The 13111-nt window shown below is 42.4% G+C and carries 17 protein-coding genes; 14 read left to right on the forward strand and 3 right to left on the reverse strand.

What is annotated here, in order from left to right; translation table 11 throughout:
* The first annotated feature begins 11 nt into the window (after positions 1-11).
* From rpsH to G3R48_RS12000, 14 genes are all read left to right on the forward strand, one after another.
* Positions 12-404 carry a 30S ribosomal protein S8 gene (gene rpsH, locus G3R48_RS11935; protein WP_153666269.1) on the forward strand — a complete coding sequence of 131 codons (393 nt, stop codon included), beginning with the start codon at positions 12-14 and terminating at the stop codon, positions 402-404.
* A gap of 10 nt (positions 405-414) precedes the next feature.
* Positions 415-948 carry a 50S ribosomal protein L6 gene (rplF, locus tag G3R48_RS11940; protein ID WP_153666270.1) on the forward strand — a complete coding sequence of 178 codons (534 nt, stop codon included), beginning with the start codon at positions 415-417 and terminating at the stop codon, positions 946-948.
* 10 nt (positions 949-958) lie between these two features.
* A complete protein-coding gene (gene rplR / locus G3R48_RS11945; protein ID WP_153666271.1) occupies positions 959-1309 on the forward strand; it encodes a 50S ribosomal protein L18 in 351 nt (116 codons plus the stop codon).
* Between the two features lie 10 nt (positions 1310-1319).
* Positions 1320-1823, forward strand: coding sequence for a 30S ribosomal protein S5 (gene rpsE / locus G3R48_RS11950; RefSeq protein ID WP_153666272.1), 504 nt, complete (start codon positions 1320-1322; stop codon positions 1821-1823).
* A gap of 6 nt (positions 1824-1829) precedes the next feature.
* Complete coding sequence (gene rpmD, locus G3R48_RS11955; protein ID WP_153666273.1) at positions 1830-2012, forward strand: 50S ribosomal protein L30; 183 nt, start codon at positions 1830-1832, stop codon at positions 2010-2012.
* Positions 2013-2014: 2 nt separating this feature from the next.
* Positions 2015-2449, forward strand: coding sequence for a 50S ribosomal protein L15 (rplO, locus tag G3R48_RS11960; RefSeq protein ID WP_153666274.1), 435 nt, complete (start codon positions 2015-2017; stop codon positions 2447-2449).
* 7 nt (positions 2450-2456) lie between these two features.
* Positions 2457-3779 carry a preprotein translocase subunit SecY gene (gene secY / locus G3R48_RS11965; RefSeq protein ID WP_153666275.1) on the forward strand — a complete coding sequence of 441 codons (1323 nt, stop codon included), beginning with the start codon at positions 2457-2459 and terminating at the stop codon, positions 3777-3779.
* A gap of 39 nt (positions 3780-3818) precedes the next feature.
* Positions 3819-3932 carry a 50S ribosomal protein L36 gene (gene rpmJ / locus G3R48_RS11970; RefSeq protein WP_006083579.1) on the forward strand — a complete coding sequence of 38 codons (114 nt, stop codon included), beginning with the start codon at positions 3819-3821 and terminating at the stop codon, positions 3930-3932.
* Positions 3933-4049: 117 nt separating this feature from the next.
* Positions 4050-4406 carry a 30S ribosomal protein S13 gene (rpsM, locus tag G3R48_RS11975; RefSeq protein WP_212593333.1) on the forward strand — a complete coding sequence of 119 codons (357 nt, stop codon included), beginning with the start codon at positions 4050-4052 and terminating at the stop codon, positions 4404-4406.
* A gap of 17 nt (positions 4407-4423) precedes the next feature.
* Complete coding sequence (gene rpsK / locus G3R48_RS11980; protein WP_130600098.1) at positions 4424-4816, forward strand: 30S ribosomal protein S11; 393 nt, start codon at positions 4424-4426, stop codon at positions 4814-4816.
* Positions 4817-4847: 31 nt separating this feature from the next.
* Complete coding sequence (gene rpsD / locus G3R48_RS11985) at positions 4848-5468, forward strand: 30S ribosomal protein S4 (RefSeq protein WP_153666276.1); 621 nt, start codon at positions 4848-4850, stop codon at positions 5466-5468.
* A 24-nt stretch (positions 5469-5492) separates the two neighbouring features.
* Positions 5493-6482 (forward strand): DNA-directed RNA polymerase subunit alpha, encoded by a 990-nt coding sequence (locus G3R48_RS11990; RefSeq protein ID WP_153666277.1) that lies wholly within the window; start codon positions 5493-5495, stop codon positions 6480-6482.
* Between the two features lie 41 nt (positions 6483-6523).
* Positions 6524-6919 (forward strand): 50S ribosomal protein L17, encoded by a 396-nt coding sequence (gene rplQ / locus G3R48_RS11995; protein ID WP_153666278.1) that lies wholly within the window; start codon positions 6524-6526, stop codon positions 6917-6919.
* Positions 6920-7156: 237 nt separating this feature from the next.
* On the forward strand, positions 7157-8434 hold the full coding sequence (locus G3R48_RS12000; RefSeq protein WP_153666279.1) for a CinA family nicotinamide mononucleotide deamidase-related protein: 1278 nt from the start codon (positions 7157-7159) through the stop codon (positions 8432-8434).
* 126 nt (positions 8435-8560) lie between these two features.
* Here the strand turns inward: G3R48_RS12000 and G3R48_RS12005 are convergent, their stop codons facing one another.
* From G3R48_RS12005 to argE, 3 genes are all read right to left on the reverse strand, one after another.
* A complete protein-coding gene (locus G3R48_RS12005; protein WP_153666280.1) occupies positions 8561-9103 on the reverse strand; it encodes a YceB family lipoprotein in 543 nt (180 codons plus the stop codon).
* 14 nt (positions 9104-9117) lie between these two features.
* On the reverse strand, positions 9118-11766 hold the full coding sequence (ppc, locus tag G3R48_RS12010; RefSeq protein WP_153666281.1) for a phosphoenolpyruvate carboxylase: 2649 nt from the start codon (positions 11764-11766) through the stop codon (positions 9118-9120).
* A gap of 147 nt (positions 11767-11913) precedes the next feature.
* A complete protein-coding gene (gene argE / locus G3R48_RS12015) occupies positions 11914-13065 on the reverse strand; it encodes an acetylornithine deacetylase (protein WP_153666282.1) in 1152 nt (383 codons plus the stop codon).
* Positions 13066-13111 lie beyond the last annotated feature (46 nt).

The raw sequence follows: 13111 nt of genomic DNA on the forward strand, positions 1-13111 counted from the left end.
AGTAAGCTAATATGAGCATGCAAGATCCTATTTCGGATATGTTAACCCGTATTCGTAACGGCCAAGCTGCTAACCACGTATCTGTAAAGATGCCTTCAGCTAAGTTAAAAGTAGCAATTGCGAAATTACTTAAAGAAGAAGGTTTCATTACTGACTACGCCGTAGCAGATGAAGCTAAGCCTGAATTAGAAATCACTTTAAAGTATTTCCAAGGCAAACCAGTCGTTGAGACTATCCAGCGTGTATCACGTCCAGGACTTCGTATTTACAAAGGTAAAAACGAACTTCCTAAAGTGATGGGCGGTCTGGGTATCGCAATTGTTTCCACTTCTAAAGGCTTGATGACTGATCGTGCCGCCCGCCAAAATGGCACGGGTGGTGAGGTTATCTGCTACGTAGCGTAAGGAGTTAGTAATGTCTCGTGTTGCAAAAGCACCAGTCACTATCCCTGCAGGCGTAGAGGTGACTTTAAACGAACAGACCCTTACCGTAAAAGGTACTAAAGGTAGTCTGACTCGAGTAATCAACAATGCGGTCAATGTTACAGTTGAAGATGCACAAGTTAAGTTCGGTCCTGTCGATGGCGTTTCTAACGCTTGGGCGCAGGCAGGTACAGCTCGTGCACTAGTAAACAACATGGTTGTTGGTGTTTCTCAGGGTTTTGAGAAAAAACTAAAATTAGTGGGTGTTGGTTACCGTGCAAAAGTTGCAGGTAATGGCATTGATTTAACGTTAGGTTTTTCTCACCCATTGGTTCACGAACTTCCCGCAGGCGTTAAAGCAGAATGTCCTAGCCAAACTGATATTACCCTTTCAGGTGTTGATAAGCAGTTAATTGGTCAAGTCGCTGCTGAAATTCGCGGTTACCGTCCACCAGAACCTTATAAAGGTAAAGGTGTTCGCTATGCTGACGAACAAGTACGCCGTAAAGAGGCTAAGAAGAAGTAGGTAACGCGATATGGATAAGAAAACATCTCGCTTACGTCGCGCTACTCGTGCACGTAAGAAGATCCAAGAGCTGGGCGTGAATCGTCTGGTTGTACATCGTACACCGCGTCACATTTATGCTCAGGTAATTAATCCTGAAGCTCAGGTGTTAGTAGCTGCTTCAACTGTTGAAAAAACGGTTAAAGAGCAACTAAAGAGTACCGGTAACGTAGATGCGGCTAAAGCAGTAGGTAAAATTGTTGCTGAGCGTGCGATCGAGAAGGGCGTAGCAACAGTTGCGTTCGACCGTTCTGGTTTCAAGTATCACGGACGTGTGGCTGCATTAGCAGACGCTGCTCGTGAAGCTGGCCTGAAATTCTAAGGGGTTATAAATGGCTAAATTAGAAGCTCAGCAAAAAGACGATTTGCAAGAAAAATTGATTGCTGTAAATCGTGTTTCTAAAGTCGTTAAAGGCGGTCGTATCTTTAGCTTCACTGCACTAACAGTTGTAGGTGATGGTAACGGTAAGATTGGCTATGGCTATGGTAAAGCGCGCGAAGTTCCAGCTGCTATTCAAAAAGCAATGGAAAAAGCCCGTCGTAATATGGTAACTGTTGAACTGAATGCGGGCACTTTGCACCATCCAGTTAAAGGTCGCCATACTGGTTCTAAAGTTTACATGCAACCAGCATCGGAAGGTACCGGTATTATCGCCGGTGGCGCAATGCGTGCCGTATTGGAAGTAGCAGGCGTTCGTAACGTTCTGTCGAAAGCATACGGTTCTACTAACCCGATCAACATTGTTCGCGCAACTGTAGATGCATTGGTGCATATGAAGTCACCAGCGCAAATTGCAGCTAAGCGTGGCCTGAATGTTGATGAAATTCGGGGGTAATGCACCATGGCTACTAAAACAATTAAAGTTACACAGACCAAAAGCAGCATCGGTCGCTTACCAAAGCATCGTGCATGTTTATTAGGCTTAGGTCTGCGTCGTATTAACCACACTGTTGAAGTTGAAGATACTCCTTCAGTTCGCGGTATGGTTAACAAAGTTTACTACATGGTTAAGGTGGAGGATTAATAATGCGTTTAAATACACTTTCTCCTGCAGCAGGCTCAAAGTCTGCACCTAAGCGTGTAGGTCGTGGTATTGGTTCTGGTTTAGGTAAAACAGCTGGCCGTGGTCACAAGGGACAAAAGTCTCGTTCTGGTGGCGGCGTACGCGTTGGTTTTGAGGGTGGTCAAATGCCACTTAAAATCCGTTTACCTAAATTTGGTTTCACTTCACGTAAAGCTTTGGTATCGGCAGAAGTTCGTTTACTCGAACTAGCAAAAGTTAACGGTGATGTTGTCGATCTAAACACTCTGAAAGATGCGAATGTAATCACTCGCAACATCCAGTTTGCTAAAATCGTTCTTTCAGGTACCATTGATCGCCCAGTGACCGTTAAAGGTCTAAAGGTAACCAAAGGTGCACGTGCAGCTATCGAAGCTGCTGGCGGTAAGATCGAGGAATAATACGTCGATGGCAAAACCAGGACTTGATTTAAAAAGCGCGAAAGGCGGCTTATCTGAATTGAAGGCTCGTCTACTGTTCGTGATTGGTGCAATTATCGTCTTTAGAGCCGGTTCGTTTGTACCAATTCCTGGTATTGACGCTGCTGTATTAGCCGAATTGTTTGCACAGCAAAAAAATACCATCCTTGGCATGTTTAACATGTTCTCGGGTGGCGCATTAGAGCGTGCTTCTATATTTGCATTAGGTATCATGCCGTATATTTCGGCTTCGATCATTATGCAGTTGTTGACTGTTGTGCATCCTGCACTTGCTGAATTGAAAAAAGAAGGCGAGTCAGGACGTAAAAAAATTAGTCAATATACTCGATATGGGACCTTGGTTCTTGGTACGCTCCAATCGATCGGTATTGCAACAGGTTTACCTAACCTGATGCCAGGTTTAGTTGCTAATCCTGGTCCTGCATTCTATTTTGTTGCTATCGTTAGCTTAGTAACTGGAACGATGTTCCTTATGTGGCTAGGCGAGCAAATTACTGAGCGTGGAATTGGTAATGGTATCTCGATATTAATTTTCGCAGGTATTGTTGCTGGCTTACCATCTGCTATCGGTAAAACGGCTGAACAAGCGCGTCAAGGTGACTTGAATGTCTTGCTATTATTGCTACTTGCTGTAATTGTATTTGCTGTTACTTATTTAGTGGTTTTCGTTGAGCGTGGACAACGTCGTATAGTTGTCAACTATGCTAAGCGTCAACAAGGCCGTAAGGTTTTTGCTGCGCAAAGCACTCACTTACCACTAAAAGTGAACATGGCAGGTGTGATTCCACCAATTTTTGCATCCAGCATTATTTTGTTTCCAGGCACACTGGCACAGTGGTTTGGACAAAATGAGTCTATGTCATGGTTAAGCGATTTCGCCTTAGCTGTGTCACCAGGACAACCGCTGTATTCATTAATGTATGCGTTAGCAATTATTTTCTTCTGTTTCTTCTATACAGCGTTGGTATTTAACCCACGTGAAACAGCGGATAACTTGAAGAAAAGTGGTGCATTCATTCCAGGGATCCGTCCCGGTGAACAAACTTCGCGTTACATTGATAAAGTAATGACTCGCCTAACATTAGCTGGTGCATTGTACATTACCTTTATCTGTTTAATTCCGGAGTTCATGTTAATTGCATGGAAAGTACAGTTTTATTTTGGCGGTACTTCACTACTAATTATTGTAGTTGTAATCATGGACTTCATGGCTCAGGTTCAGACCCATATGATGTCAAATCAGTATGAGTCTGTTATGAAGAAAGCTAATCTAGTTAACAAACCAAATTAATTTAGTTTGTTAGAATAGATTGCTTAACGGAGTGATGAAATGAAAGTTCGAGCTTCCGTGAAGAAGATCTGCCGTAATTGCAAGATCGTCAAGCGTAGTGGCGTTGTACGCGTTATCTGTGTTGAACCAAAACACAAACAGCGTCAAGGCTAAGAAAGAAGTTGGTCAGCTCATTTAATGAGCTGACCAAATATAGTTTGCAAATCTGTCGTCTGTAGAGTATCCTTTCGGGCTTTTCGCAGATGACCTTTAACATTTAAGGAGTGCATAGTGGCCCGTATCGCTGGCATTAACATTCCTGATCAAAAGCATACAGTCATTGCATTGACTGCTATCTTTGGTATTGGACGTACCAGTGCAAAAGCAATTTGCGCTGCTACTTCAATTGCTGAAGATGCTAAGATCAAGGAATTGAGCGAAGCTCAAATCGACACCCTACGCGAAGAAGTTGCCAAGTATGAAGTAGAAGGTGACTTACGTCGTGAGATTTCAATGAACATCAAGCGTCTTATGGACCTTGGTTGTTATCGTGGTCTCCGCCATCGTCGTAGCCTGCCTCTTCGTGGGCAACGTACTAAGACCAATGCGCGTACGCGTAAAGGTCCACGTAAACCAATTAGAAAGTAACGGGAAGGTAAACCAAAATGGCTAAAGTTCCGTCACGTTCTCCGCGTAAGCGCGTACGTAAACAGGTTGCAGATGGCATGGCTCATATCCATGCGTCTTTCAATAACACAATCGTAACCATTACCGATCGTCAAGGTAATGCTTTGTCTTGGGCTACCTCTGGTGGATCAGGTTTCCGTGGTTCACGTAAATCTACTCCATTTGCTGCACAGGTTGCTGCAGAGCGTGCAGGTGTTGCCGCACAAGATTATGGTGTTAAAAACCTTGAAGTTTTTGTGAAGGGTCCAGGTCCAGGACGTGAATCAGCGATTCGCGCACTGAACGCAGTTGGTTACAAAATTACCAACATTACTGATGTGACACCTATCCCTCACAATGGTTGTCGTCCACCTAAAAAACGTCGTGTATAGCACATCGTTATAGGATAGTTGGAGAAAGATCATGGCAAGATACTTGGGTCCTAAGCTCAAGCTCAGCCGCCGAGAAGGTACAGACCTTTTCTTAAAAAGCGGTGTGAGAGCAATCGATTCGAAGTGTAAGCTTGAAGCTGCACCAGGACAACACGGCGCTCGTAAGCCTCGTTTGTCTGAGTACGGTTTACAATTACGCGAGAAACAAAAAGTTCGTCGTATTTATGGTGTGCTAGAAAAGCAATTCCGTAATTACTACAAAGAAGCTGCACGTCTAAAGGGTAATACTGGTGAAAACTTATTACAACTTTTAGAAGTCCGCCTAGATAACGTCGTTTATCGTATGGGTTTTGGTGCTACTCGTGCAGAATCACGTCAGCTAGTCAGCCATAAATCTATTATGGTTAACGGTCGTGTTGTTAACATTCCGTCATTCAAAGTGTCTGCGAATGATGTTGTAAGCATCCGTGAAAAGTCACGTACTCAAGCACGTATTAAAGCGTCTTTAGAAGTAGCTGGCCAACGCGAAAAGCCTACATGGGTAGAAGTCGACAATGCGAAAATGGAAGGTGCTTTCAAGCGTCTACCAGAACGTAGCGATTTGTCTGCGGATATTAACGAACAGCTGATCGTCGAGCTTTACTCTAAGTAAAGCTAACAAACAAGAGAGGACACAATGCAGGGTTCTGTTACAGAATTTCTTAAACCGCGTCTCGTTGATATTGAGCAGGTTAATTCAACACGCGCTAAAGTTACCCTAGAACCACTAGAACGTGGTTTTGGCCATACCTTAGGTAACGCGTTGCGTCGCATCCTATTATCATCAATGCCAGGCTGTGCTGTCACAGAGGTAGAAATTGATGGTGTGCTGCATGAATACAGCAGTAAGGAAGGCGTACAAGAAGATATCCTTGAAATATTGTTAAACCTAAAAGGCTTAGCAGTAACTATTGAGGGTAAAGATGAAGCTTTACTTACCCTGAGTAAGTCAGGCGCAGGCCCTGTTACAGCAGCCGATATCACACATGACGGTGATGTTACCGTTATGAATCCTGATCATGTTATCTGTCATTTGACAGGTAATAATGATATCAGCATGCGAATTCGTGTTGAGCGTGGTCGTGGTTATGTTCCAGCTTCTGCTAGAGCACAAACTGAAGATGATGATCGCCCAATCGGTCGCTTGTTGGTTGATGCTTCTTTTTCACCAGTAGCACGCATTGCATATAATGTTGAAGCTGCCCGTGTTGAACAGCGTACTGACTTAGATAAACTCGTTATCGATATGACAACTAATGGCACTATCGATCCCGAGGAAGCAATTCGACGTTCTGCAACAATTTTAGCTGAACAGCTAGATGCGTTTGTAGAACTACGTGATGTGACTGAGCAGCCGCCAGAAGAAGTGAAACCGGAATTCGATCCGATATTACTGCGTCCTGTCGACGATTTAGAGCTAACTGTACGTTCGGCTAACTGTTTGAAAGCCGAAGCGATTCATTACATCGGAGATCTGGTACAACGCACTGAAGTTGAGTTGCTTAAAACCCCTAATTTAGGTAAGAAATCTCTTACTGAGATTAAGGATGTTTTAGCGTCTCGCGGACTGTCGTTAGGTATGCGTCTTGAAAACTGGCCTCCAGCTAGTTTAGCAGACGACCTATAAGTTCTCAGGTTAGTACAGATTTAGGTTATAAGGATTAGGTCATGCGCCATCGTAAGAGTGGTCGTCAACTGAACCGCAACAGCAGTCATCGTCAAGCTATGTTCCGTAACATGGCATGCTCAATAGTTCGTCATGAGATTATCAAGACAACTGTAGCAAAAGCGAAAGAACTGCGTAGCGTAGTTGAACCTCTAATAACACTTGCTAAAGTAGACAGCGTTGCAAATCGCCGTTTAGCTTTTGCTCGTACCCGCGACGCTGAAGTTGTAGGTAAGTTATTTTCAGAATTGGGTCCACGCTTCCAGGAACGTCCTGGTGGTTACACTCGTATTCTAAAATGTGGTCTACGTACCGGTGATAAAGCCCCAATGGCTTACATCGAGTTAGTAGGTCGCCCAGAAGCCGCTGAAGCTGTTGATGCAGAAGCTGCTGAGTAATATTTAATATTATTCATCTAAAAACCGAGCCTAGGCTCGGTTTTTTTATATCTCAATTTTATAGCCGTGTTTAGCTAACTTCTATTATGCTATTTTTACTTGATGGTTTTTGGCACGTCTTTTCTTTATGCTCCATGTTCTTTAACTATTTATCTCGCGTGTTTAATTTCCGTTTTTTGTTTTATTAACAAAAACTAATTTCCATGTTACTAGAGCAATGTCAATACAAGGATTATTATGAAAGTCGAAATGATATGCACAGGCGAAGAAGTTTTATTAGGTCAAATTATTGATACCAATGCAGCATGGGTTGCAGCAAAGCTTATGGATGTAGGTGTCGAATTGTCTCGTCGTGTTACCGTTGGTGATCGTATGGAAGATCTTATTTCAGTTTTTCGGGAACGTAGCCAGTTTGCTGATGTCATCATTGTTAATGGTGGTTTAGGTCCTACAACTGATGACATGTCGGCGTTAGCGATGGCCAAGGCAAAACAGGAATCGTTGGTTGAAAGTTCTCTTTGGCGTGAACGACTCGAATCTTGGTATGCTGATAATAATAGAATCATGCCTCAGAGCAATTTAAAGCAAGCTATGTTACCTGAATCTGCAATATTGGTTGATAACCCTGTGGGAACCGCTTGTGGTTTTAGAGTGAAATTCAATCGTGCTTGGCTATTCTTTACTCCAGGTGTTCCTTTTGAAATGAAGCAAATGATAAATGAACAATTTATTCCTTTCATTCAAGATGAGTTAGGTGCTAAATCAGCAACTTCAATAAATAAATTGCTGACCATTGGACAAGGCGAATCATCTCTACAAGATCAGCTTAGTTCACTCGTTTTGCCTGAAGGAATAGAACTTGGGTATCGATCATCTATGCCATACATAGATGTGAAGATCTTCGCCCGCGGACAAGCGGCAATCAATTGTATTGATGCAGTTACTGATGACGTTAAGAAAAATTTAGGCAATGTCGTTGTTTCTGATACACACGCCTCTTTAGCTGAAGAAATCCATCACTGTTTATCGCACTCAGGTTTAAGTTTGAGTGTTGCAGAATCATGTACCGGCGGGATGATAGCAAGTCAGCTTATTGACTTTCCGGGTAGCTCTGGATACTTACAACACGGCTTAGTGACATATAGCAATGAGTCAAAGGTGAAACTCTTAGGGGTTAAGCCACAAACGTTAGATGATCATGGTGCTGTATCAATAAAAACAGTTGAGGAAATGGCTGAAGGAGTTAGGACGCTCTTAGACAGTGATTATGCTATTGCAACCAGTGGAATTGCAGGCCCTGACGGTGGCACTGAGACAAAGCCTGTTGGTACTGTAGCAATTGCGCTGGCAGTTAAAAATGGCGGCATACATAGTCAAATGCTTACCTTCCCCGTTAAAAAACGTCAAATGATTCGAGCAGCGAGCACAGCGATAGCGTTTGATATGCTAAGAAGAGCGTTATTGGACAGTGCAGTGATTGTCGATTACCCATTTTTTAGTCGCAATCCAAAATAAAAAATAAAACTCATCTCACTCAGTTATCTGTTTCAATAACGGATGAATTTTATTTTTGATTGTTGAATGTTTGTACACTATTCATGCACAACCGCTTTAGTAGACAATATTATTTACAATGAGGCTTTATAGCTTGATGACAATCTTACCTTTTTCAACTTTAATCTCAGTGGCCAGTTTTGCCATTAAAGCCTGTCGACTATCAGATTCATCCAAAATATATACTGGTTTTGATTCTAGATATCCTCTTATAAACGTCATTAAAGGTGGGATAACGACTGCGAGGTGCTCCTGTAACTCTTCTGGTTCTGCTTTTACATTTAGCAGTTGTAGTTGTTTTAAGTAAATCGCTTTGGTGTTTTTATCATACCAAGGCTTTGCTTCAAACGTAGCAATTAAACCTGCCTTTAAGGGGAAGAGCGGGTTGGTTACTTTTATATCTGCAACTGCCGATAATGAAATAGTATCTGGCTTATCACCTAAGCTGACATTCATATCATTTAACGTAATAGCTAATCCAACAAGCCTGTTGCCTTGATCAACGGAAAAATGCATCTTTTTATTAAGATGCTGCTCTATTTCACGTTCACTAATACTGTATTGACTGGCACATCCAGCCAATACAGTTGCTAACATCACAATGGCTGCTTTTTTCCATTTATTTACCATTGCTTAATTCCTTTTTACCCTGTGTTGCGCAGACCTGCAGCCACGCCTGCGATAGTAAGCATTAACGCTAGTTGCACATTTTCTGATGATGTTTCTTCATTACGAGTACGTGCTAATAGCTCTGTTTGAAGAAAATTTAATGGATCTATGTACGGATCGCGCAATTTAACCGACTCTCTATTCCATGGAATATGCGACATTAACTCTTCTGATTCGGTTAACGATAATACCGCTTTTATCCCAATACGTAGTCTGTCACGTAATTTTTTACCTAAATGTTGTAGATCTTCTTCTACCAGACGGCGCTCGTAATATTTTGACAAATTAGGCTCTGCTTTCATATATACCATCTCAAGCATCGACATTCTGGTTTCAAAGAAAGGCCATTGTTGTTGCATTTCTTTTAGCAATGGTTGAGCACCACGTTCCATTGCCGCCTGTAGCGCTTCACCTGCCCCCAACCATGCTGGTAGCATTAATCGATTCTGCGACCATGCAAATATCCAAGGTATTGCTCGAAGGCTTTCAATACCACCATCAACACGGCGTTTTGCAGGGCGGCTACCTAAAGGCAGCTTTCCTAGCTCAACTTCTGGGGTTGCACTTCTGAAGTATGCAACAAAATCTTTTTCTTCTCGGACTATCCCACGATAAGCGTCAATGGATTCAGCTGCCATACGCTCTATGCATTCACGCCATTGTGCTTTTGGCGATGGCGGCGGTAATAGTGTCGCTTCCATGACAGCAGATGTGTAAAGTGCTAGTGATTGTACTGCCACTTTTGGTAACCCAAACTTAAAGCGGATCATTTCGCCTTGTTCGGTTACTCGGATACGCCCATCTACAGAACCAGGTGGTTGTGACAAAATTGCTTTGTGTGCTGGCCCGCCTCCACGGCCGATTGAGCCGCCACGTCCATGGAATAACATCAGTTTAACTTCAGCCTTTTGACAGACTTCAACTAATTGCTCTTGTGCACGATATTGTGCCCACGCGGCAGCCATTACACCTGCATCTTTGGCAGAATCGGAATAGCCAATCATCACCTCTTGCATACCTTTGGTATAACCACGATACCAATCAATATCTAGAAGCTGAGTAATACAATCCGCTGCAGAGGTTAAATCATCAAGTGTTTCAAAAAGCGGCACAACTCGCATTGGATGTTGGCAGCCACTTTCTTTTAATAACAATAAAACGGCAAGTACATCAGAAGGTTTACTGGCCATTGATATCACATATGATCCGAGCGAGCTTGCTGGCTGTTGTGCGACTAAATGACATGTTTTAATGACTTCTGCTACATCATCACTTGGTTGCCAATTTGATGGGATTAATGGACGTTTACCGGTTAATTCACGTAATAGGAATGCCTGTTTTTCGCGCTCATCCCAATGATTGTAATCACCAAGTCCTAAGTATCGGGTAAGCTCTGCAATGACATCACTGTGTCTTTCAGCATCTTGACGAATATCTAAGCGCAACATGTGAATGCCAAAACAACTTAAGCGGCGTAGCATATCTAAAAGTAAACCATTGGCTATTAAACGCATACCACTCTCATTTAAACTGCGATAAAGCATTGCCAGTGGTTGTTGTAGATCTTCTAGATTCCAAATTAGTTCGTTGGTGTCTGCTTCAGGGGGATGACCTTCGATACGTGCGTTGAGGAAGTCGATTGTGTTGCGTAATTTACTGCGTAATTCACGAAGTACAATGCGGTAGGGTTCGCTACTATTATTGGTCGCAGCAAGAAGTTCAGTGTTTGCCTGTTCCATTGATAGGTCATTTGTTAAGCAAACAATATCTTTCAAATACAATCTTGCAGCGGCATGGCGATTTCTATCTAGTACTTCTCGGGTCACTTCTGCTGTGACAAATGGGTTGCCGTCGCGGTCACCACCCATCCAACTTGAGAATTTAACTGGACATACATCAATAGGTAGTTGTTGACCTGTTTTTTCTTCTACTTGGTCATTGAGTTGGCGTAAAAAGTCTGGAATTGCTTTCCATAAAGAGGCTTCAATGGTGCTTAATCCCCAACGTGCTTCATCTACAGGCGTTGGTCGATCATTTCTGATTTCATTAGTATGCCAAATTTGTGCAATTAGTTGGCGTAACTTTAAGGTCGATTGCTTTTGCTCTCTTTCTGTTAACTGCGGATTTTCTTGTTCAGAAAGGCAGTCCACAACCGCTGCATATTTTTGAATTAGTGTTCTACGTGAAATCTCTGTTGGATGCGCTGTCAGTACTAAGTCAATATTAAGTTCGTTTAAGCAATTGAATACATCATCTTTATTGAGATTGGTATTAAGTACGCGTCCGAGTAATTGTTCTACAGGGTCGGGAACACAAACTAGCTCATCACAATTTCGACTAATGGTATGGAACTGCTCTGCTAAATTAGACAGGTTTAAAAATTGGTTAAATGCTTTTGCAAAAGGAACTAACTCGTCATCGGGTAATGAGGTGAGTAACGCTAACATTTCTTCACGGGAAGACTCATCACCTTGTCGAGATTCTTTGGCAAGAATACGAATTTGTTCTACTTTTTCTAAAAATGCAGCGCCTAAATGACTCTGCATGGTGTCACCGAGGATTTGCCCTAAGTTACCTATATTTGATCGCAAAGATGTATACATATCTGCTGGTTCAACTACCATGATGACTCCCAAAAAATTATATCAGCTCAAAGACAATACCGCTCACGCTAGAGGCGGTCAATCACGAGACAGCGATAATGAAACTTTATTTCGTTAAATAGTTATAGCTTTAGCAAGCCAAAAAAGGGCTAAAGCTGAAGTGGGTACTTATTTGATACATACCTGATAAATCAGTTTTTTCAGTAGCTCAACAGTCGGTGTTAAGTACTCTAGTCCAATAAACTCATCAGGCTGATGAGCTTGCGCTATGCTACCTGGGCCTAAGACTAAGGTTTTACAACCTAATTGTGTTATGTAAGGGGCTTCAGTTGCATAGTTTACAACTTCTGCTTGATTGCCTGTGAGATGTTCAATTTTTTTAGTCCAACTATCTTCCTTATTGCCGGCAAAGGATTCCGAACTTGGATATAAGGTGCTGATACTAATGCTACCTGGGTAAGCGTTAGATATATCGGCTAAGTAGTTAACCACCATATGTTCTAGGTCGGCAAGGTGCATACCTGGTAATGGGCGAATATCGAGATGGAGATCACAACAACCACAAATACGGTTGGCCGCATCTCCACCATGAACATGGCCAAAATTCATTGTCGGGTAGGGAACGGTGAACGCATTTTCTTGATAGTTCTCGGCTAGGTGTTGTTTCATTTTCAATAATTGACCAATAACTAAGTGCATAACTTCAATGGAGTTGAGCCCTTTAGCTGGATCAGATGAGTGTCCGCTTCTACCTATTACTTTAATTCCTTTCGCCATATGGCCTTTATGCATATAAATTGGTTTTAAGCTTGTTGGTTCGCCAATAATTGCGTAGTCCGGAGAAATGCTCTTTTGTTCGGAAAATGCCTTTGCGCCATTCATGGTGGTTTCTTCATCTGCGCTAGCTAAAATGGTCAATGGACGTTTGAATTCATTTAATGGTAAGCCCTTTAACGCTTCAACAACTAAAGCAAAAAAACCCTTCATGTCACATGTTCCTAGCCCATACCAACGGTTATTTTTCTCCGTCAAAGTAAATGGGTCTTGGGTCCATAGGCCTTCATCAAATGGCACCGTGTCGGTATGACCCGCTAATAATAATCCACCTGTGCCGCTGCCTAAGCGAGCAATTAAATTCTGCTTATTACGAGAATCAGGCACGATAGGGGTTTCGCAGTTAAAGCCAATATCAGTAAACCAACCCTGCAGTAAAGCAATGACAGCCTGATTACTCATGTCATCTTTTGCTTCAATAGAGCTGATTGAAGGGGCGGCAATGAGTTGTTTAAAGCATGTTTGCAGATCAGGTATCTTGCTCATATAATCCTCGAAATAAAATTAAAAATATTTATTCACAAATATTGCA

This window comes from Shewanella intestini, assembly GCF_018221465.1.
In the GTDB taxonomy this organism is placed as follows: Bacteria; Pseudomonadota; Gammaproteobacteria; order Enterobacterales; family Shewanellaceae; genus Shewanella; species Shewanella intestini.

Coding starts and splice junctions, on each gene's coding strand:
- rpsH (WP_153666269.1), top strand. CDS start 12: ATGAGCATGCAAGATCCTATTTCGGATATGTTAACCCGTATTCGTAAC.
- rplF (WP_153666270.1), top strand. CDS start 415: ATGTCTCGTGTTGCAAAAGCACCAGTCACTATCCCTGCAGGCGTAGAG.
- rplR (WP_153666271.1), top strand. CDS start 959: ATGGATAAGAAAACATCTCGCTTACGTCGCGCTACTCGTGCACGTAAG.
- rpsE (WP_153666272.1), top strand. CDS start 1,320: ATGGCTAAATTAGAAGCTCAGCAAAAAGACGATTTGCAAGAAAAATTG.
- rpmD (WP_153666273.1), top strand. CDS start 1,830: ATGGCTACTAAAACAATTAAAGTTACACAGACCAAAAGCAGCATCGGT.
- rplO (WP_153666274.1), top strand. CDS start 2,015: ATGCGTTTAAATACACTTTCTCCTGCAGCAGGCTCAAAGTCTGCACCT.
- secY (WP_153666275.1), top strand. CDS start 2,457: ATGGCAAAACCAGGACTTGATTTAAAAAGCGCGAAAGGCGGCTTATCT.
- rpmJ (WP_006083579.1), top strand. CDS start 3,819: ATGAAAGTTCGAGCTTCCGTGAAGAAGATCTGCCGTAATTGCAAGATC.
- rpsK (WP_130600098.1), top strand. CDS start 4,424: ATGGCTAAAGTTCCGTCACGTTCTCCGCGTAAGCGCGTACGTAAACAG.
- rpsD (WP_153666276.1), top strand. CDS start 4,848: ATGGCAAGATACTTGGGTCCTAAGCTCAAGCTCAGCCGCCGAGAAGGT.
- G3R48_RS11990 (WP_153666277.1), top strand. CDS start 5,493: ATGCAGGGTTCTGTTACAGAATTTCTTAAACCGCGTCTCGTTGATATT.
- rplQ (WP_153666278.1), top strand. CDS start 6,524: ATGCGCCATCGTAAGAGTGGTCGTCAACTGAACCGCAACAGCAGTCAT.
- G3R48_RS12000 (WP_153666279.1), top strand. CDS start 7,157: ATGAAAGTCGAAATGATATGCACAGGCGAAGAAGTTTTATTAGGTCAA.
- G3R48_RS12005 (WP_153666280.1), bottom strand. CDS start 9,103: ATGGTAAATAAATGGAAAAAAGCAGCCATTGTGATGTTAGCAACTGTA.
- ppc (WP_153666281.1), bottom strand. CDS start 11,766: ATGGTAGTTGAACCAGCAGATATGTATACATCTTTGCGATCAAATATA.
- argE (WP_153666282.1), bottom strand. CDS start 13,065: ATGAGCAAGATACCTGATCTGCAAACATGCTTTAAACAACTCATTGCC.